At 69.3% G+C, this 18,571-nt stretch carries 16 protein-coding genes and 3 pseudogenes; 6 read left to right on the top strand and 13 right to left on the bottom strand.

What is annotated here, in order from left to right; genetic code table 11:
* The first annotated feature begins 77 nt into the window (after positions 1 to 77).
* From ACZ7IB_RS17645 to ACZ7IB_RS17630, 4 genes and pseudogenes are all read left to right on the top strand, one after another.
* On the top strand, positions 78 to 1,694 hold the full coding sequence (locus ACZ7IB_RS17645; protein ID WP_470913329.1) for a molybdopterin-dependent oxidoreductase: 1,617 nt from the start codon (positions 78 to 80) through the stop codon (positions 1,692 to 1,694).
* Positions 1,695 to 1,770: 76 nt separating this feature from the next.
* Positions 1,771 to 2,520: pseudogene (locus tag ACZ7IB_RS17640) on the top strand (amino acid permease); the annotation flags it as partial.
* A 4-nt stretch (positions 2,521 to 2,524) separates the two neighbouring features.
* Positions 2,525 to 3,505 (top strand): ADP-ribosylglycohydrolase family protein, encoded by a 981-nt coding sequence (locus ACZ7IB_RS17635; RefSeq protein WP_470913328.1) that lies wholly within the window; start codon positions 2,525 to 2,527, stop codon positions 3,503 to 3,505.
* Between the two features lie 98 nt (positions 3,506 to 3,603).
* Positions 3,604 to 4,047 (top strand): SPW repeat protein, encoded by a 444-nt coding sequence (locus ACZ7IB_RS17630; protein WP_470913327.1) that lies wholly within the window; start codon positions 3,604 to 3,606, stop codon positions 4,045 to 4,047.
* 68 nt (positions 4,048 to 4,115) lie between these two features.
* Here ACZ7IB_RS17630 and ACZ7IB_RS17625 read toward each other — a convergent pair.
* Positions 4,116 to 4,739 (bottom strand): annotated as a pseudogene (locus ACZ7IB_RS17625) (DUF917 domain-containing protein).
* Positions 4,740 to 4,771: 32 nt separating this feature from the next.
* Between ACZ7IB_RS17625 and ACZ7IB_RS17620 the strand changes: the two are divergent.
* Positions 4,772 to 4,948: pseudogene (locus ACZ7IB_RS17620) on the top strand (allophanate hydrolase-related protein); the annotation flags it as partial.
* Between the two features lie 186 nt (positions 4,949 to 5,134).
* On the top strand, positions 5,135 to 6,235 hold the full coding sequence (locus tag ACZ7IB_RS17615) for an LLM class flavin-dependent oxidoreductase (RefSeq protein WP_470913326.1): 1,101 nt from the start codon (positions 5,135 to 5,137) through the stop codon (positions 6,233 to 6,235).
* 223 nt (positions 6,236 to 6,458) lie between these two features.
* On the opposite strand, the gene ACZ7IB_RS17610 is transcribed toward ACZ7IB_RS17615, so the two are convergent.
* The 12 genes from ACZ7IB_RS17610 to ACZ7IB_RS17555 all read right to left on the bottom strand — a co-directional run bounded on the left by ACZ7IB_RS17610 (position 6,459) and on the right by ACZ7IB_RS17555 (position 18,508).
* Positions 6,459 to 9,293 (bottom strand): DEAD/DEAH box helicase, encoded by a 2,835-nt coding sequence (locus ACZ7IB_RS17610; protein WP_470913325.1) that lies wholly within the window; start codon positions 9,291 to 9,293, stop codon positions 6,459 to 6,461.
* Positions 9,294 to 9,337: 44 nt separating this feature from the next.
* Positions 9,338 to 10,249, bottom strand: a complete 912-nt coding sequence (locus tag ACZ7IB_RS17605) for a diacylglycerol kinase (protein WP_470913324.1) — start codon at positions 10,247 to 10,249, stop codon at positions 9,338 to 9,340.
* Between the two features lie 17 nt (positions 10,250 to 10,266).
* Positions 10,267 to 11,157, bottom strand: a complete 891-nt coding sequence (tatC, locus tag ACZ7IB_RS17600; protein WP_470913382.1) for a twin-arginine translocase subunit TatC — start codon at positions 11,155 to 11,157, stop codon at positions 10,267 to 10,269.
* Between the two features lie 110 nt (positions 11,158 to 11,267).
* Positions 11,268 to 11,558: a Sec-independent protein translocase subunit TatA gene (gene tatA, locus ACZ7IB_RS17595; RefSeq protein WP_470913323.1), complete on the bottom strand. Its 291-nt coding sequence runs from the start codon at positions 11,556 to 11,558 to the stop codon at positions 11,268 to 11,270.
* A 260-nt stretch (positions 11,559 to 11,818) separates the two neighbouring features.
* A complete protein-coding gene (locus ACZ7IB_RS17590) occupies positions 11,819 to 12,016 on the bottom strand; it encodes a hypothetical protein (protein ID WP_470913322.1) in 198 nt (65 codons plus the stop codon).
* Between the two features lie 35 nt (positions 12,017 to 12,051).
* Positions 12,052 to 12,321 carry a hypothetical protein gene (locus tag ACZ7IB_RS17585; RefSeq protein ID WP_470913321.1) on the bottom strand — a complete coding sequence of 90 codons (270 nt, stop codon included), beginning with the start codon at positions 12,319 to 12,321 and terminating at the stop codon, positions 12,052 to 12,054.
* A gap of 19 nt (positions 12,322 to 12,340) precedes the next feature.
* On the bottom strand, positions 12,341 to 13,297 hold the full coding sequence (locus ACZ7IB_RS17580; RefSeq protein ID WP_351262375.1) for a helix-turn-helix transcriptional regulator: 957 nt from the start codon (positions 13,295 to 13,297) through the stop codon (positions 12,341 to 12,343).
* Positions 13,298 to 13,311: 14 nt separating this feature from the next.
* Positions 13,312 to 14,265, bottom strand: a complete 954-nt coding sequence (locus ACZ7IB_RS17575; protein WP_189276192.1) for a helix-turn-helix transcriptional regulator — start codon at positions 14,263 to 14,265, stop codon at positions 13,312 to 13,314.
* A gap of 113 nt (positions 14,266 to 14,378) precedes the next feature.
* Positions 14,379 to 14,753, bottom strand: coding sequence for an FKBP-type peptidyl-prolyl cis-trans isomerase (locus ACZ7IB_RS17570; RefSeq protein WP_266362870.1), 375 nt, complete (start codon positions 14,751 to 14,753; stop codon positions 14,379 to 14,381).
* A gap of 43 nt (positions 14,754 to 14,796) precedes the next feature.
* Positions 14,797 to 15,750, bottom strand: coding sequence for an FKBP-type peptidyl-prolyl cis-trans isomerase (locus ACZ7IB_RS17565; protein WP_470913320.1), 954 nt, complete (start codon positions 15,748 to 15,750; stop codon positions 14,797 to 14,799).
* Positions 15,751 to 15,877: 127 nt separating this feature from the next.
* Entirely contained in the window at positions 15,878 to 17,239 is a 1,362-nt protein-coding gene (pafA, locus tag ACZ7IB_RS17560) for a Pup--protein ligase (protein ID WP_093894153.1), read from the bottom strand.
* Positions 17,240 to 17,248: 9 nt separating this feature from the next.
* Entirely contained in the window at positions 17,249 to 18,508 is a 1,260-nt protein-coding gene (locus ACZ7IB_RS17555) for an MFS transporter (RefSeq protein ID WP_470913319.1), read from the bottom strand.
* Positions 18,509 to 18,571 lie beyond the last annotated feature (63 nt).

Raw genomic sequence — 18,571 nt, 5'->3', positions numbered from 1 at the left:
ATGTATCGCGAATTTGGGAATGCGTGGAAGGATCTCGCGCACTGCAACCAGGGATGCGCGACCGGGGAGTAAGCCGCGTGAAAGAGGATCGGAACGATGCGCAACGGCACGGAGCCTCCAGGGCCCGGCGGTCGCACCGGGCCCGCACCGCCCTCGCCGCGCTCAGCGGCCTGATCGCCGGGTTCGGAGCCCTGGCCGTGGCCGAACTGGTCTCGGCCGTCGTGCGTCCCGAGGCGGGGCCGGTCACGGCCGTGGGCGGGGCGGTCATCGACCGCACGCCCCCGGCCCTGAAGGACTTCGCCGTACGGAAGTTCGGCACCCAGGACAAACTGGTGCTGGAGCTGGGCATCGTGGTGCTGCTGGCGGTCTTCGCCATGGCGGTCGGGGTGCTGGCGCTGCACCACCGGCGGACGGGCTCAGCTGCCGTACTGGTCTTCGGGGCGGTCGGGGCAGTGGCGGCGACGGGTCGGCCGGAGGGCAGCCCCGCCGACGCGCTGCCCTCCGCGGTGGGTGCCTTGGCGGCCGCAGGAGTGCTGTATCTCCTGGTCGGACGGCTCGCACCGGCTCCTGGTGCTTCCCCGGTGGCCGGGGAGGAGCACGGCACCTTCGACCGGCGCGGCTTCGTGATCGCGGCAACCGCGGCAGCGGCGGCCTCGGCCGGCGCGGGGCTCCTGGGACGACGGCTCACCTCCTCCGTCCAGGCCGGGGCCACCGCCTCACGCCATGCCCTGGTCCTCCCCGTACCCGACTCCGCCGCGCCCGCCGTACCGGCCGGTGCCGATATGAGGATCCGGGGGCTGAGCCCCTTCTTCACTCCGAACAAGGACTTCTACCGGGTGGACACGGCCCTGGTCGTGCCTCGCCTCGATGCGGGCGCATGGCGGCTGAGGATCCACGGCAAGGGTGTGGCGCGGCCCGTCACGGCCGGCCTCCACGACCTGCTGCGCCGGGAGATCATCGAGCGCGACATCACGCTGGCCTGCGTGTCCAACGAGGTCGGCGGCCCGTACATCGGCAACGCCAGGTGGATCGGCGTACATCTGGCCGACCTGCTGCGCGAGGCCGGGGTGCGGCCGCCGTCGCGGGGCGGGCCCGCCGACCAGATCGTGGCGCGCTCCGTCGACGGCATGACGATCGGCACACCGGTCGAGGCGGTCATGGACGGGCGCGACGCGATACTGGCCCTCGGCATGAACGGCGAGCCGCTGCCCTTCGCGCACGGCTTTCCGGTCCGGATGGTGGTACCCGGTTTGTACGGATACGTGTCGGCCTGCAAATGGATCGAAGACATCGAGCTGACGACGTTCGACGCGTACGACGCCTACTGGGTCAGGCGTAGCTGGTCCCAGCAGGCGCCGGTCAAGACCGAGTCCCGGATCGACACCCCGCGCCCGTTCGCCTCCCCGAAGCCCGGCACCGTGCCGGTGGCCGGGGTGGCCTGGGCCCAGCACCGCGGTATCTCGCGGGTGGAGGTCCGGGTTGACGGCGGCCCATGGCACCCGGCCCGGCTGGCGGCCGAGGACAGCCACGACACCTGGCGCCAGTGGGTGTGGGAGTGGCCGGCCACATCGGGCCGTCACACCCTCGAAGTCCGTGCGACGGACGGCACCGGCACCACCCAGACCGGTCGGCGGGCCGACACGGTGCCGAACGGTGCGACGGGCTGGCACTCGGTGGAGGTCGAGGTCTCCTGAGACGAGGACGCAGCCGAGTGCTTCCGGGACCGCCTACGGGCAGGCGTGAGCACTTCGGCCGGTCCGCGCCGTACCGACCGCGCCCCGCACGATCCTGCCGGCGCTCGCCTCGGCCGGCGTGCTCGGCGGACTGCTGGTGCTGGGCGGGGTGCCGGCCGCGCCGAGTCTCACCGACGGGCGACTGGCCACGGAGAGCCTCTCGTAGGTGCTGACCAGCAGCCTGGGCGACGGAGTGGGGCGGCTGTTGCTCGCCGATGTGGCGGTCGCCGTCGCCGTGGCCACACTCGCGATCCAGACCGCCGGTTCCCGGATGCTGTTCCCGATGGCCCGGGACGGTGTCCTGCCATGCTCCGCCCGGCTGGCGAAGGTCTCCCCACGCACCGGAATGCCGGCCGCACCCGCGCTCCTGGTGGGCGCGACAGCAGCGGCGCTCGGACTTCTCAACCTGGCGTCCCCGGAGGCGTTCCTGGCAATCGGCACCACGTGTATCGCGATGCTCTATCTGGCGTACGCGATGGTCACGGGCCCGATACTGCTGCGCCGGCTGCGCGGCATCCCGCTCACCCCGGACACCGACGGCACGCCCCACGACCAGACGGACAGGCCGCTGTTCTCGCCGGGGCGGCCGGGGCTTCCGGTCAACGCCCTGGCCTTCCTGTACGGGCCGGGCATGACGGTCGATCTGGCCTGGCCGCGGGCGGCGGTGTACGACCCGGCGGGCGGCCACTGGTACTTCCAGTGGTTCACGCTCCTCTTCCCGGGCGCGGCGGTGCCGCTCGGTGCGGTTCATCGCGTGTACGGGAGGCGATCGTCCTCCGTACGCTGACCGGATGAACCGTCTGAGCGTCGTGGATCGGCAGGACCGGGTGGCGGGTGCCGTCGTCGGATCGGCGGTCGGTGACGCGCTGGGGGCGCCGTTCGAGTTCGGTCCCGCCGGTGTGTACGCGGCCCGCTTCCCGGACGGCGTCGGCACGATGTGCGGGGGTGGCGGCTGGGATCCGGGCGAGGCCACGGACGACACCCAGATGGCCGTTCTGGTCGCGGAGTCCCTGCTGGAACAGGGCGGCCTCGACCTCCCCGACATGTTCGGCCGCTTTCGCCGATGGGCGCAGGGTGGGCCGAAGGACATCGGCCTGCAGACCGAGGACGTCCTGACGAGCGGTGACCCCTGGGACCTCGCGGCAGCGCTGCACTTCCAGGTCAACGGGCGCGCGGCGGGCAACGGTTCGCTGATGCGGGCCGCCGCACCGGCGGTGTATTTCGCGCGGGCGGGGCGGGTGGCGACGATGGACGCCGCCCGCAGGATCGCCGCGCTGACGCACGGTGACCGGGCCGCCTGGGAGGGCACCGCCGTGTTCCATGAGCTGATCCGGGTGGCACTGGACGGCGACGATCCGCTCGCCGCCGTCCCCGGCGCCCTGGACCGGGTGCACGAGGATCACCGCGAGCGCTGGGCCGCCGTCCTCGCGCCCGGCTGGCATCCGGACGCGGCAACGGAGTTCAACGGTGCGGTGTGGCCGTGTCTGGGCACCGCGCTCTGGGCACTGCGCACGACACGTACGTACGAGAACGCCCTGGCCGCAGCGGTCGACGTGGGTGGGGACACGGACACGGTCGCAGCGGTGACCGGTGGCCTGGCGGGGGCGGTCTACGGCTTCGAAGCGATTCCGTCGCACTGGGCGGAATCGCTGCACGTGCCGCTGCCGGGGTACGGGGACCGTGTGCTGCGGACGCCCGATCTGCTGACCCTGGCCCGACGGCTGGACAGTGCCCCACCCGGCGCGATTCCCACGGATATTCGCGTGCCTTGAATCTACACATAAGGTCTGGATAAGCGCAGAATGACATAGCAGGCCGCTTATCACACAAAAGCGGCGTTCGGGTCTGCATGAGCGAAGGAGACGAACCCATGTCAAACCTCTCGCACACCGGCCGTGACATTGCCAGTCACCCCGATGTCTCTGAAATGCGCGATCGCTATGCCCGAATGCTCGGCGGCCGTGATGTGGCCCTCGTGGACGCACCGGTGTTCCTCATCGGTCTCTACTGCGCCATCTCGCCCTGGGTGCTCAGCTTCACGGCAAGTCAGCCCGCACTCATGACGCACAACCTGATCATGGGTATCGCGATCGCCGCGCTCGGTCTCGGGTTCACCGTCATGCCGGAGCGCATGTACGGCCTGAGCTGGGCCATCTGCGCCATAGGCGCCTGGATGATCATCTCGACGTGGGTCGTCGGCAGCAGCCCGGACCTCGGCGTCGTCCTCAACAACGTCATCATCGGCGGACTGACCGTGCTGCTGGGATTGGTCTGCGTAGCGGTGTCGATGAAGAGCGGCAAGCGCTCGGCCTGAGACAAGGACACTCGGCCGGTCCGCGTGACGCGGACCGGCCGACGGCTGGCGGAGCCCGGTGCCGTGGGTCAGACCTGTCGGAACGGCAGATAGTCCACGTCGTACCCGAAGTACCGCGGCCCGGCGAGGGCCAGGCCGTCCGGTGTGGTCCAACGCGGGTCGCAAGGGCCGCGAGGACACTGACGCGCAGGCCGTAGCGCAGGCCCTCCGTGGTCACCGGGTCACCGGTGTCGGTGTCCAGCACGCAGATGAGGTCGGGCGTGGTGGCGACCGTCTCGCCGTCGCGGGTGGCGAGCAGATGCTCGTTCTGGAAACCGAGTTCCAGGACCCGGCCCGCGTCGTCGCCGATGCCCTCGATACGGGCGCTGCCCCGGGCGAAGCCGCCCTGGGTGCGGCGGCTGACGTCGACGACCTTGCCGGTCAGCGGATGGGTGCCGGACAGCATGGTGCGGGCCGCGTGCACCGGGTCGGCGTACACCGCGCGCCTCGCGGACGGCGGCGCCGAGCCGTTCGGCGAGCGTCAGCGTGGCGGGGACGAGTCCGTCGGCGAGCTGGTCCCCCCGTAGCACGGTGTCGGCACTGGAGATCTGGCAGCCGAGTTCCACGCAGACGGCCCGGCCGATGCGCTCGGCAGCGTGGTTGGAGACGGCGTCGACGATGATGCTGTTGCCCTTGTCGTCGGCGAGCGCCATCGGTGTGTCGGCCACTCCGATCAGACCGGGCACTGCCCGCCGAAGGACTCGGGCGACTCGTCACCGCTCTCCCGACGCCCATGACGCCGAGCCGGGTCGAACTCGCGGACGGAACCACGGTGACCGGTTTCCTGTGCGAGCCGTACGCGCTGGAAAGCGCCGCGGACATCACATCGCACGGCAGTTGGCGCGCGTACCTCGGTCGTTGATCCCAGAACAGTTGACTCGGCACCAACACGCCTGTTCCACTGGGCAGATGCGCCCTCAGCTGCGGCTGGTCACCCGCGACCACATCGACTTGGGTCGAGTGTGGTCCGCCTCGTGTTGTTCCTGACTGCTCCGACGTCAGCGCTTCACACGACCGGTTCCCCCGCAGCACGAGATGAGGCTTTGCCATGCCCGTCGAGTTTCTCGGCATCGCAGCAACCAATGAAGGTTCCGAAGTGACACCCCGCTCCGGGGCGTCCTTCGACAAGACGTACACGCTCAAACTGGCCCGCGCACACGAGGACCACGGCTGGGACCGAGTGCTGTTCGCCTACGGCTCCGGCTCCCCCGATCCGTCCCCCGCCGCCGCCTACATCGCGGCCCGTACCGAAACGCTCCAGATCCTGGTCGCGCACCGCCCCAACGTCTCGTACCCGACGTTCGCGGCCAAGACCTTCGCAACCCTGGACCGGATCAGCGACGGCCGCCTCGCCGTGCACTTCATCACCGGCGGCAATGATCACGAGCAGCAGCGCGAGGGCGACTTCCTCAGCAAGGACGAGCGATACGCTCGCACCCGTGAGGCCATCCAGATCACCAAGAAGGCGTGGACTTCGCACGAGCCCTTCGACCACGAGGGCACGCACTACCGCTTCAACGACTTCGTGAGCGACACCTTCCCCGTGCAGCAGCCGCATCCGCGGGTCTCGTTCGGGGGTTCCTCACCAGCGGCGTACGCGGCCGGGGGCGCCGAAGCCGACATCTACTGCCTGTGGGGCGAACCGCTGGCACAGACCGCGGAACAGATCGCATCGGTGAAGGCCGCGGCGAAGGCAGCCGGCCGCACGGACGTCCCCAGGATCCAAGTTGCCTTCCGGCCGATCATCGCACCGACCGAGGAACTGGCCTGGGAAAAGGCGCACCGAACGCTGGCACGCATCAAGGCCCGCAAGGCGGGCGCACCGCTGAGCCGCCGTCACCCGCTGAACAGCCCGGAGAACGCCGGCTCCCAACGACTCCTCGCAGTGGCCGCCGAGAGCGAGCGCCACGACCGGGCACTGTGGACACCGACCGCGGCGGAGACGGGCGGCGCCGGCAATTCGACGGCCTTGGTAGGAACACCGGAGACGGTGGCGCAGGCGCTGCTGGACTACTACGACCTGGGCGTGGAAATCCTGTCCGCCCGCGGCTACGACCTGCTGGACGACGCGATCGACTTCGGAAGGCACGTCATCCCGATAGTCCGCGAGGAAGTGGCCAAGCGGGACGCGGCCCGCACAACCCCGTAATACGCAAGAGGTGCCGGGCGGGCCGACAAACCCGACCCGCCCGGCACCCTTCCAGCCCGTCCAGGCCCCATTCCTGCCGGCCCGGCTCTTCTCCGCCCCGCCCGGCACCCTTCCAGCCCGTACGGCGTTTGAGGACCGGGGTCCGGGGCAGAGCCCCGGTTTCGGGAAGGAGCGGGTAGGGGACAAGCCCGCCGCAGGCGCACCACCCCACCCCCCGCAAACCTCACCCCACAGAGCTGTAAGCCACAACCCCCCGCAACACCGCCTCCACCGCCTTACGCGCATTCCGCGCCACAGAGCTACCCTCCCGCGGAGCCGCAGCCGCAATCTGCCCCAGCACATCGATCACCTGCTTGCACCACCGCACGAAGTCCCCCGCCGGCATCTCCGCCTCGCGCAGCACCTCGTCCAGCGTCCGCCCCGACGCCCACATGTAGACCGCCCAGGCGAACCCGAGATCGGGCTCCCGCTGCCCGACCCCCTCCGCCTGATTGATCTTGAATTCCTCCTCCAGGGCATCCAGCCGGCCCCAGATATGAACCATCTCGCCCATCGCGGTCTTCGCGGACCCCGACGGCAGCTTCGGCGCCACCGCGTCATCGGCCTGCCGCGCCTCGTACACCAACGCCGAGACGCACGCCGCAAGTTCGGCAGGGTTCAGGCCCTCCCACACCCCGGCCCGCAGGCATTCGCTCGCCAGCAGATCCAGCTCGCCGTAGAGCCGCGCAAGCCGCCGCCCGTGTTCGGTGACCTCATTGCTCCGCAGATAGTCGAGCTCGGTGAGCAGCGCGACGATCCGGTCGAAGGTGCGGGCGATCGTGTTCGTCCGCCCCTCGATCCGCCGCTCCAGCTGCCTGGTGTCGCGCTGCAGCCGGTGATACCGCTCGGCCCATCGCGCATGGTCCTCACGCTCGTCGCACCCGTGGCAGGGGTGCGCGCGCAACTCCGCCCGGTAGCGGGCGATCTCCCGGTCGTCGGCCGCGGCAGACCGCTCCTTGCGGTGCCGCTCCGGCACTATGTGCCCGGCCTTGGTCCGTAGCGCGGAGGCCAGATCGCGGCGCGACTGCGGCGAGCGCGGGTTGAACGATTTCGGCACCCGCATCCGCTCCACGGCCTCCACCGGAACGGGGAAGTCGATCGAGGCGAGCCTCTTCACCTGCCGCTCTGCGGTCAGCACCAACGGCCGCGGCCCGTCGTGGTATTCGAGCCCGCGGTGCCCGTGCCCATTGGTCCGTCCAGCGGGCAGCCCCGGGTCGAGGACCAGTGCAAGTCCGGCGAACTTGCCGGTGGGGACATGGATGACATCGCCGGGCTTGAGCTTCTCCAGGGACGCCGCGGCCGCGGCCCGCCGCTGCGACGCGCCCTGCTTGGCGAGCTCCGTCTCCCGGTCCTTGAGTTCGCGGCGCAGTCGCGCGTACTCCTCGAAGTCACCGAGGTGGCAGGTCATGCCCTCCCGGTAGCCCTCCAGTCCCTCTTCGTTCCGCTGGACCTGCCGGGAGATCCCGACCACCGACCGGTCCGCCTGGAACTGTGCGAAGGAGGTCTCCAGCAGCTCGCGCGAGCGGTGCCGCCCGAACTGCTGCACCAGGTTCACGGCCATGTTGTACGAGGGCCGGAAGCTGGACCGCAGCGGATACGTACGCGTACCCGCGAGTCCGGCCAGCGCCCCCGGGTCCATGCCGCGCTGCCACAGCACCACCGCATGGCCTTCGACGTCGATCCCACGCCGTCCGGCCCGCCCGGTCAGCTGGGTGTACTCGCCCGGGGTGATGTCGGCGTGCTGTTCGCCGTTCCACTTGACGAGCTTCTCCAACACGACCGAGCGTGCGGGCATGTTGATGCCGAGGGCGAGGGTCTCCGTCGCGAAGACGGCCTTGACGAGCCCTCGCACGAAGAGTTCCTCGACGACTTCCTTGAACGTGGGCAGCATGCCGGCGTGGTGCGCGGCGATGCCTCGCTCCAGCCCTTCGAGCCACTCGTAGTAGCCCAGGACATGGAGGTCCTCGCCGGGGATGGATGCCGTCCGCTCCTCGACGATCTCGCGGACCAGGCGGCGCTTGTCCTCGTCGTTGAGCCGCAGTCCGGCCTGCAGACACTGCTGTACGGCGGCCTCGCAGCCGGCCCGGCTGAAGATGAACGTGATGGCGGGGAGCAGCCCTTCGGCGTCCAGCCGGTCGATGACCTCGGGCCTGGCCGGGGTCCAGATCCGGCTGCGCTGGCGCCGCTCGCGCTCACGGTCCGCCTCGCGGACCATCTTGCCGCGGCGGCGCTCACGCGGGTTGTACGCCCGCTGGTTCTCCATCCGGACGAGCCGGACGAGGTCGGGGTTGACCTCGCGGCGTCCGGCGCCGCGGCCGCCGTGGTCGGTCTCCTCCTCGAAGAGGTCGTACATCCGACGGCCTGCCAGCACGTGCTGCCAGAGCGGCACGGGGCGGTGCTCGGAGACGATCACCTCGGTGTCGCCGCGGACGGTGTCCAGCCAGTCACCGAACTCCTCGGCATTGGACACGGTCGCCGACAGTGACACGAGGGTCACGGAATCCGGGAGGTGAATGATCACTTCCTCCCAGACGGCACCCCGGAAGCGGTCGGAGAGGTAATGCACCTCGTCCATCACCACATAGCCGAGGCCGCGCAGCGCCTGCGAGCCCGCGTACAGCATGTTCCGCAGCACTTCGGTGGTCATGACGACCACCGGGGCATCGCCGTTGACGCTGTTGTCACCGGTCAGCAGGCCGACCTTGTCCGGTCCGTAGCGCTTGACCAGATCGGTGAACTTCTGGTTGGACAGGGCCTTGATCGGGGTGGTGTAGAAGCACTTGCGGCCCTGTTCGAGGGCGAGGTGCACGGCGAACTCGCCGACGATGGTCTTGCCCGAGCCTGTCGGGGCGGCGACGAGCACGCCCTTGCCGGCCTCCAGTGCCTCGCAGGCCTCGATCTGGTAGGGGTCCAGATCGAACTCGTACATCTCGCGGAAGGGCGCGAGTGCGGTGGCCAGCTCGGCGGCACGGATCCGCGAAGCCTGGTATCGCTCAGCTGGTGAGAGGTCCTCTGTCATCTTGCATACGAGCCTACCCGCCACCTCTGACAGTGACGCGATCTTTAAATCCCCGTGGGAGAACCCGGCGCGAGCACTCGCACCGCACCCGGCACACAGGTCGCGGTGAGCGGCAGCACCCCCAGCTGTTCACCGTCCGCGTACGCGGTGACACCGACTGCGGCCAGCTCGATCGAGGAAACCCTGTGCACGGTGACCTCGGGGTGACTGAGGTGCGTTCCCTTGTAGACGCGGGGGAAGACCTTCAGCAGGGTGGTGCGGCTGCAGTCCCCGACGACGGTCACGTCGAACAGGCCGTCGTCCATGACGGCGTCCGCGCAGATCCGCATACCTCCGCCGTACGTCGATCCGTTGCCGACGGCGATGAGCGTCGCCTCGATCTCCCGGACCGGTCCGCCGTCCAGCCTGACGCGGTACGGGATGGGCTTGAACGCGGCGAGTTCGGCGAGGATCGCGAGGTCGTACTTGAACCGTCCGCCGACCCAGCGCATCCGGTTGCCGCGGTCGTTGACCCGGGAGTCGAAGCCGGAGGCGAGCACGGACCCGAACCACCGCTCACCGACCCGTCCGAGGTCGATCTCGCGGACGGTACCGCCGCCCTTGAGCGCCTCGGCGGCCAGCCGTCCGGCGGCGGCCGGATCCCGTATCGGCATGCCGAGCGCGCGGGCGAAGTCGTTCCCCGTGCCCACGGCGACAACCCCGAGCGGGGTCGTCGTCCCGGCAACGGCCTGCAGGGCGAGGGACGTCATGCCGTCCCCGCCCACCGCTATCAGCGCACCGGTCCCGCCCGCGACGGCCTCGCGGGCCCGCCGCAGAGCGTCGTCGGCGTCCACGCCGAGAACCGTACGTACGGAGAATCCGGCGTCCCGCAACGCGGAAGCGGCCGGCTGCGCGGCGTGCGCGCCCCGGCCGCGTCCTGCGGTGGGATTGACGAAAAGGGTGATCTCGCTGGTCACCCGGGGACCCTACAAGGTCAGGTGATGTCGTCGTAACCGTTCACGCGGTCCCGGTCCGAACTCGCCTGTGCGGGCAACGCCCGGGCGGACGAGACCGATTCGACCTCGCCGACGTCCTCGGGGGTGAGGTCCAGCTCCGATGCCTCGTCGTCGTCCAGTTCGGCGTCGGGATCGGCACGGCGTCGCCGCTTGTCGTTCAGCAGAGAGAAACCGACTGCCATGAAGTACAGGACCACGATCGGACCCGCGAGCGCGATCATCCCCACGGGGTCGGTGGTGGGAGTCGCCACTGCCCCGAAGACGAACACTCCCATGACCACACCGCGCCACCAGCCGAGCATGCGACGTCCGGTCACTATGCCCGTCAGGTTCAACATGATCAGGAGCAGCGGCAGCTCGAAAGCCGCTCCGAAGATGAGCACCATCCGGACCGTGAAGTCGAGGATCTTGTCCATCGGAAGGATGTTCGCCGACCCGTCGGGCGTGATGCCCAACAGGACACGCATGCTGATCGGCAGGATCGTGTAGGCGAGCGCGGCACCACCGAGGAACAGCGGTACTGCGGCCGCCACGAAGGCGTACGTGTACTTCCGCTCGTGCTTGTGGAGCCCGGGCGCCACGAACGCCCACAGCTGGAACAGCCAGATCGGGCTGGCGACGATGACGCCGGCCATGAGGCTGACCTTCACCGTCGTCGTGAAGGGGGAGAGAAGGTCGGTGTACGCAATGACCGCGCACGCGCCCCCGGTTGTCTCGCCCAGTCCCTTCTCGCAACGGGGCACGGGAGCAGAGAGGAACTCCATCAGCGCCTGGCTGTAGAAGGCTGCGGCGATCGTCACGACAACGATGGCCAGCATGCCCTTCGCCAGCCGGTTACGCAGCTCACGCAGGTGCTCCACCAAGGGCATGCGGCCCTCTGGGTCCGTCTCCTGCTTGCGGGCAGACTTGAGCAACCCACGTCCTCATCTCGTGCAGCAGGCCCTCACTGATCAGGGCGCCTGCGTCGGCCCGGTTCTTGTCAGCGCTTGGTCGAGTCGGTCGGCTCCGCGACCGGACGCGAACTGGTCACATCACCGGGCGCGGCCTTGATGGTGCGCGGGGCAACCTGGTCCTGGGCGGCGTCGTTCGCCGGCTCGGCCGGGGTGGCCGACGGGCTGCCCTCGGACTTCATGGCCTTGGCCTCGCTCTTGAGGATGCGGGCCGACTTGCCGAGCGAGCGAGCCATGTCAGGAAGCTTCTTCGCGCCGAACAGCAGAACAACGACGACGAGGATCAGGATGATCTCGGGAGCGCCGAGCCTTCCGAACATATGCGTGTACCTTCTCACCGAGGCAGCAGGGGTGGGGCGGATCGAACGTCGGACGGACGTCCGATCGTCGTACTGTCAGCGATCGTATCCCGCAGAAGTAAACGCAGGGCAATACCCATGCATCCTTGCGATTACGGCCCATGCCTCGCTCTCAGGGCCGCTTCAGCAGCGTACCCCCCGAACCCCAGAAACTGGAGGCCGCGCCCTCCCCCGATCGATCGACCCTGCTCACAGGCTCACACGATCGTGGGGCGGTACATCTAGCGCAACGCGTCACCGGTGGCAGCAAGATCCGTCGCGGCCCGCTCCAGGTCCTCCGCCGCCCGGTTGATGCGCTGGGTCGTTCGCGTCACCTGACGCCCCAGACGCTGGGCCTCGATGAAGACCTTGACGGCCAGCACGCCGAGAACGGTGATCCCGAGAAACCCCAGGACGATGGCGAGCATGGGCCAGAACATGCGCAGAGCCTCAATGTGTCTAGGTGTCCGAAGTTCTAAAGGCCGGTGTGGAGGCGCAGCGTCCGCACCCCGCCACCGGTGAGGAGCTCAACAATCCGTTCTCCGGCGGGCTTACGGACGGCCGCGCCGCACTCCGGGCAGGTGAAGGAGTAGAACGTCGTCCGGCGGCTGGCGCCCACGGCGAGGCGGATGGCGCCCGCTGCCAGCTCGAACCGCTCGCGGCAGTCCGGGCAGGCGGCCTTGAACCGTACAGACTCGGGCACCACCACGGTCGGGACACCTGACACCACAGATATATTGCGCATATCTCCCTCAGGTATCCGCTCAGGCCGGTCCGTCATAGGCAGCGAGCGCCGCACGGGCCGCCTGCTGTGCGCTCTGCGCCAGTTCCGGCGGGGAGACGATGCGGCCTTCCCGGCCCAGTCGCAGCGCGAGTCTGCGCAGCGAAGCCGGATCGGGGGTGCGCAGGGTGATCCGCAGCCCGCCGTCCGGCAGCTCCTGTGCGCTGTCGTGCGGGTAGTACTCGGCGACCCACCGGCCGCCGGGGCCCACCTCTACCACGACCTCCGGGTCCTCGGCCGCCGGCTGGACGAGCCCTTCGGAAAGATCCCGCAGTTCGAGCTCGGGCGGCGCGGCCGGCTCGTCCAGCAGCCGGATCTCGGCGACCCGGTCGAGCCGGAACGTCCGCCGGTCCTCGGAGGACCTGCACCAGGCCTCCATGTACGTATGCCCCACGGCGAACAGCCGGATCGGGTCCACCTCGCGCTCGGTGAGTTCATCGCGCGCGGGCGAGTAGTAGCGCAGCCAGAGCCGGCGCCGCTCGGAGATCGCCCGGTCGACATCGGCGAAGACACCGCCCTCGGACTCGAAGGTGACCGAAAGCCGCGAGCTCGCCGCCCCCACCTCACCGGCCGCGGTCTCCAGCTTCGCGGTGGCCCGCAGCAGCGCCTGCCGGTCGCTCTCACGCAGCCCCGGCAGCGTGGCCACGGCGCGGGCGGCGACCAGGAGCGCCGTCGCCTCGTCGGCCGCGAGCCGCAGCGGTTCCGCGACATCGTCCGGGTTGTGCCACCAGATCCGGTCGCCGTCGGTGTCGATGTCCAGCAGATCCCCGCCGCGGAAGCTCGTACCGCACATGGGCAGCACGTCGAGGTCGGAGATCAGCTCGTCCTCGGTGATCCCGAAGGCACGGGCGACGTCCTGGACGTGGGCGCCGGGGCGCTCACGCAGATACGTCACCAGGGAGAGCATCCGGCGGGTCTGGTCGATCGCGTTCGTGGCCATGTATACGGTCCCCCTCAGTCCTTGGCCACGGCGCGCAGCCGGTCCACCACATCGGCCCGCAGATCGGCGGGTTCCTGTACGACGACGTCCGGACCGAACTCGACGAGCCAGGCGTCCAGGCCGTGTCCGTACGGAATCTCCAACTCGTCCCACCCGTCCCCGAGTTCCCGGACCGATATGGCGCGCGAGCGCAGCGGGTATCCGGCACCGGCCCGCAGCCTGATCCGCGCGGTCCGGGTCGCCGTCTCCCCCGCCCAGCTCTCGACGGTCTCGCGGACGGTCACGACGTCGGGCACCTCAACGGTGAAGGCCCCGGCCCGGGAGCGGACCCGGCCGGTGATCCGGGAGAGCCGGAACACCCGCTCGGCGCCGCGGTCCCGGTCCCAGCCGGCCAGATACCAGTGGCCGCGCCAGCACTCCAGCGTCCACGGCTCGACCTGGCGCTGCTCGGGCCGGGCGGCGTTGGCCTTGCGGTAGTCGAAGGTCACCGGGCGGCGGTCCCGGCAGGCCAGCATCAACGGCTCGAACGCGGCCTCATGAACGGGGATGCGGGGCTCGAGGGCGCTGTGCACCTCGTACGCGTCCTCGGCCTCCGGCATGCCCGCGGCCCGCAGCTTCTGCAACGCTCCGCTGGCGGCACCGGCCAGCCGCGCCTGCTGCCAGACCTTGGCGGCCAGTCCGAGTGCGGCGGCCTCCTCGGCGTCCAGCGTGATCGGGGGCAGCCGGTTGCTGTCGCGGCGGGCGAGATATCCCGTGTCGCCGTCCAGGTTCTCCACGGTCTCGATGATCAGACCGAGCTCGCGCAGATCGTCCTTGTCGCGCTCGAACATCCGGTTGAAGGCGTCGTCGGAACCGGCTTCCAGGTAGGCCTCGATGGAGCCGCGCAGTTCGCGCTTGCTCAGCGGGCGCCGGGTCCCCAGCAGACACAGGGCCAGGTTCATCAACCGCTCGGCCTTGGCAATCGCCATCGACGCCCTTTCTGTTTTGCTCTACAACCGTCGACCGTACCGCTACGCGCGGTCCGGACAAAAGCGAGGGCCCGTGCCCCCAGGCACGGGCCCTCGTATCGCACGGATGCGGATCAGACGGCGACCAGGTCGCAGACGAAGATCAGCGTCTCGCCGGGGGCGATACGGCCGCCACCGGCGCCGCGGTCGCCGTACGCGAGGTGCGCGGGGATGGTCAGCTGGCGACGGCCGCCGACCTTCATGCCCTGCACGCCCTTGTCCCAGCCGGAGATGACCTGGCCGGCACCGAGCTGGAACTGCAGCGGAGTGCCGCGGTTCCAGGAGGCGTCGAACTCCTCGCCGGTGGAGAAGGCCACGCCCACGTAGTGGACGGAGACGGTGGCGCCCGCCTCGGCCACCGCGCCGTCGCCTTCCCAGATGTCCTTGATTTCCAGGTCGGCCGGCGGCTCGCCACCCGGGAAGTCGATCTCGGGCTTCTCGATGCTCACTGACTTGCTCCTCTTAATGATGAACTGGGCAACCGGGACAGTCTTACATCTTTGCCAGGATGTCCACGGCGAACACCAGCGTGGACTTCGCGGGGATGGTCTGCTGCGCCTTGTCACCGAACCCCTGGTCCGGCGGGATGACAAGGAGCACACGGCTGCCGATCTTCTTGCCGACCAGACCGTTCTTGAGCCCCTTCAGGGTGACCTGGGCCAGTGGGAAGGTCTGCGTCTTGCCCGCCGTGTAGGTGCTGTCGAACGTCTTGCCGTCCTTCCACAGCAGACCGACGTAGTTCACGATGACGCTGTCGGTGTCCTTCACGACGTCGCCCTTGGACTCCAGGATGTAATTGGAGACGAGCTTCTTCGGCGGGTCGGTCTTGGTGGGGATGGTGACCTTGGGGGCCTTGCCGTCGGTGTTGGTGCCGACCTTGGGCAGGTCGATATTGTCCTGGGCGACCGCGGTGCCCTTGGCCGACGTCGGGATCTGCGTCGACTTCAGAATGTCGACGACGAAGACGAGCGTGGCGTTCGGCTTGATGTCGCCCTGGCCCTGCGCTCCGTAACCGAGATCCGGCGGAATGACCAGCTCGACCCGGCTGCCGACCTTCTGGCCGACGAGGCCCTTGTCCCAGCCCTGGATGACCATGCCGGCGCCGAGGGTCAGATCGAACGGCTGCTTGCGGTCGAAACTGTTGTCGAACGGCTTGTCGGAGTCCCAGGCCTGCCCGAGGTAGTTGACCTGGATCGCATCGCCGTTCTTGAGCGTGGCGCCGTCACCCTGGCTGACGACCCTGGTCTTCAGCTCCTTGGGCGGGTTCCCCGTGCCCTTGGACAGGGTGGGCTTCTCGCCGAATTTCGCGCCCGCGGTGATCGCGGGGAACCCGTCCTTGGACGCGGCGGAAGCGGAAGCGGAAGCGGAAGCGGAGCCCTTTTCGTCACCGCAGGCCGCTGTCAGCAGCAACAGGGGGACGACGAGAAGGCCGGCAAGTCGGCGCACTTGTTCCTCAGATCTCAGACGGCACAGTTGGTTTAGTCCTCGACACTCTAGGGCGTACGCAGGGCCCCGTACGAGGAACGTACGGGGCCCGCGTCGCGTCGGAAGCCGAGGTTGTCCTGTTGCCGGCTCACATACCCGCGATCAGCTTCTCCACTCGGTCGTCCACCGAACGGAACGGGTCCTTGCACAACACCGTGCGCTGCGCCTGGTCGTTGAGCTTGAGATGGACCCAGTCGACGGTGAAGTCCCGCCGCTGCTCCTGGGCCCTGCGGATGAAGTCACCTCGCAGCCGTGCCCTGGTCGTCTGCGGGGGCACGGACTTGCCCTCGAAGATCTTCAGGTCGTTGCAGACACGGGCGGCCTGTCCCTTGCGCTCCAGCAGGTAGTACAGGCCGCGGCGGCGGTGGATGTCGTGGTACGCGAGGTCTATCTGGGCGACCCGCGGATGCGACATGGTCATGTTGTGCTTGGCCCGGTACCGCTCGATGAGCTTGTACTTCATCACCCAGTCGATCTCGGTCTCGATCCGGTCGAGGTCCTCGGCCTCGACCGCGTCGAGCGTACGGCCCCACAGCTCCAGGACCTGAGCGACGGTTCCGGTCCGGATGCCACGGCGGTCGACGAAGTCGACGGCCTTCTCGTAGTACTCGCGCTGCACCTCGATGGCGGACGCCTCGCGGCCACTGGCCAGGCGCACCTTGCGCTGCCCCGTGGTGTCGTGACTGACCTCGCGGATCGCCCGGATCGGGTTCTCCAGCGTCAGATCCCGCATCACGGTGCCCGCCTCGATCATGCGAAGCACCAGATCGGTCGCGCCCACCTTGAGCAGCATGGTCGTCTCGGACATGTTGGAGTCACCGACGATGACGTGGAGGCGGCGGTACCGCTCCGCGTCCGCATGCGGCTCGTCACGCGTGTTGATGATCGGGCGGGAGCGCGTCGTGGCGGAGCTGACGCCCTCCCAGATGTGCTCGGCACGCTGGCTGACGCAGTAGACGGCGCCCCGGGGTGTCTGCAGCACCTTGCCCGCGCCGCAGATCAGTTGCCTCGTGACGAGGAAGGGAATGAGGATGTCCGCGAGCCGGGAGAATTCTCCGTGCCGCGCCACGAGATAGTTCTCGTGACACCCGTAGGAGTTTCCCGCCGAGTCGGTGTTGTTCTTGAAGAGATAGACGTCGCCCGCGATTCCCTCCTCGTGCAGGCGGCGTTCGGCGTCGACGAGCAGGCCTTCGAGAATGCGCTCGCCGGCCTTGTCGTGGGTGACCAACTCGGTCAGGTTGTCGCATTCGGGGGTTGCATATTCCGGATGCGATCCCACGTCAAGGTAGAGGCGGGCGCCGTTCCGCAGAAAGACATTGCTGCTGCGGCCCCATGACACAACACGGCGGAAGAGGTAGCGCGCCACTTCATCAGGAGACAGTCGGCGCTGTCCCCTGAACGTGCACGTGACGCCGTACTCGTTCTCCAGCCCGAAAATGCGGCGGTCCATGACTGAACATTACGCCTGATGGCCTGAGCTGAAACCGGGTTCGACAGCACCGTTTCGATCATTTTCCGATCCTTGTACAGCAACGGCCGTACGCCCGGGAACTGCGAGGACCTTTCCCGTGGCCAGCAGGACCAGCAGCGCCGCCACCCCGCCGGCCCCCGCGACGGCGAAGCTCCACGTCGTGCCGCCCAGCTCGACGGCCGGACCTGCCACGGCCGTTCCCGCCGCCGCGCCCACTCCGAACGTCGTCACCAGCCAGGAGAACGCCTCGGTCACCGTGCCCTGCGGAGCATGCCGGTCGACCACGATGAACGAGCACGCGATCGCGGGCGCCAGAAAGACTCCGGACACTGCTGCCAGAGCGGTCATGGCGACCACCCCGGGAGTCAGCATCAGCGGCAGATAGCCCAGCGCCAGCAGCGCGACGATGACACGCAGCCGGCGCTCCGGCGCCCCGGCCCACTGCCGCGCCCCGTACACCGCACCACCGACCAGCGCACCCAGCCCGAGCGCGGCCATCAGCCAGCCGTACACCGACTCCCGGCCGTGGTCGTCGGCGTACGCCACCCCGGCCACCGTGATCGAACCGAGCGCGAGCCCCACGAAGAAGAACGAGCCGAGCAGCACCAGCAGTCCCGGCGAGCGCAGCGCGCCCAGCCAGTGCGCCTCACGGGGCGCGGAACGCCAGGCGCGGGAGGGCTCGGAGAGGACGACGGAGAGCGCCCCCAGGACCCCTATCGCGTTGATGACGAGCAGAGCGGCAGCGGGCGACCAGAGGGAGACGAGCAGCGTCACCAGCAGCGGGCCCACGGTGAACATCACCTCCTGGGCGACGGCGTCCATCGCGTACGCCCGGTGCACCCGGTCCTCGCCGCCCAGGACGCTCGGCCACAGGGCCCGCAGACCGCCCTCCAGCGGCGGGGTGAACACGCCGGCCACCATCACCGCCCCGTAGGCCAGCGGCAGTGACCCCAGGCCCACCAGTGCCAGCAGGGCCATACCCAGCGCCGACACCACGGAGGCCGGGAGCTGTACTCGCGGCTGACCGTACAGGTCCACGGCGCGGCCCAGCAGCGGCTGCCCGACCGCGGTGGACAGCCCGTACACGGCCGCGAGCGCACCGGCGAGGGTGTAACTGCCGCCCTCGGCCCGGGTGAACAGCACGATCGCGATATGGGCGGTGCCGCTCGGGAGCCGCCCAACCAGGGTCCCTGCCAGCAGCCGGGCGGCGTGCCGCGCCCGGAGGATGTCCAGAAATCCCGCGGCCATGTCCCGCCCCTCTCCCTCGGGCGCTCTCCGGCACCCTGGGTTTTACGTATAACGCCGAGGTTC

Source organism: Streptomyces sp. NPDC037301 (assembly GCF_055602785.1).
This window is presented reverse-complemented; position numbering and strand designations above follow the sequence as displayed.

Coding starts and splice junctions, on each gene's coding strand:
- ACZ7IB_RS17635 (WP_470913328.1), top strand. CDS start 2,525: ATGAACCGTCTGAGCGTCGTGGATCGGCAGGACCGGGTGGCGGGTGCC.
- ACZ7IB_RS17630 (WP_470913327.1), top strand. CDS start 3,604: ATGTCAAACCTCTCGCACACCGGCCGTGACATTGCCAGTCACCCCGAT.
- ACZ7IB_RS17615 (WP_470913326.1), top strand. CDS start 5,135: ATGCCCGTCGAGTTTCTCGGCATCGCAGCAACCAATGAAGGTTCCGAA.
- ACZ7IB_RS17610 (WP_470913325.1), bottom strand. CDS start 9,293: ATGACAGAGGACCTCTCACCAGCTGAGCGATACCAGGCTTCGCGGATC.
- tatC (WP_470913382.1), bottom strand. CDS start 11,157: ATGCCCTTGGTGGAGCACCTGCGTGAGCTGCGTAACCGGCTGGCGAAG.
- tatA (WP_470913323.1), bottom strand. CDS start 11,558: ATGTTCGGAAGGCTCGGCGCTCCCGAGATCATCCTGATCCTCGTCGTC.
- ACZ7IB_RS17590 (WP_470913322.1), bottom strand. CDS start 12,016: ATGTTCTGGCCCATGCTCGCCATCGTCCTGGGGTTTCTCGGGATCACC.
- ACZ7IB_RS17585 (WP_470913321.1), bottom strand. CDS start 12,321: ATGCGCAATATATCTGTGGTGTCAGGTGTCCCGACCGTGGTGGTGCCC.
- ACZ7IB_RS17580 (WP_351262375.1), bottom strand. CDS start 13,297: ATGGCCACGAACGCGATCGACCAGACCCGCCGGATGCTCTCCCTGGTG.
- ACZ7IB_RS17575 (WP_189276192.1), bottom strand. CDS start 14,265: ATGGCGATTGCCAAGGCCGAGCGGTTGATGAACCTGGCCCTGTGTCTG.
- pafA (WP_093894153.1), bottom strand. CDS start 17,239: ATGGACCGCCGCATTTTCGGGCTGGAGAACGAGTACGGCGTCACGTGC.
- ACZ7IB_RS17555 (WP_470913319.1), bottom strand. CDS start 18,508: ATGGCCGCGGGATTTCTGGACATCCTCCGGGCGCGGCACGCCGCCCGG.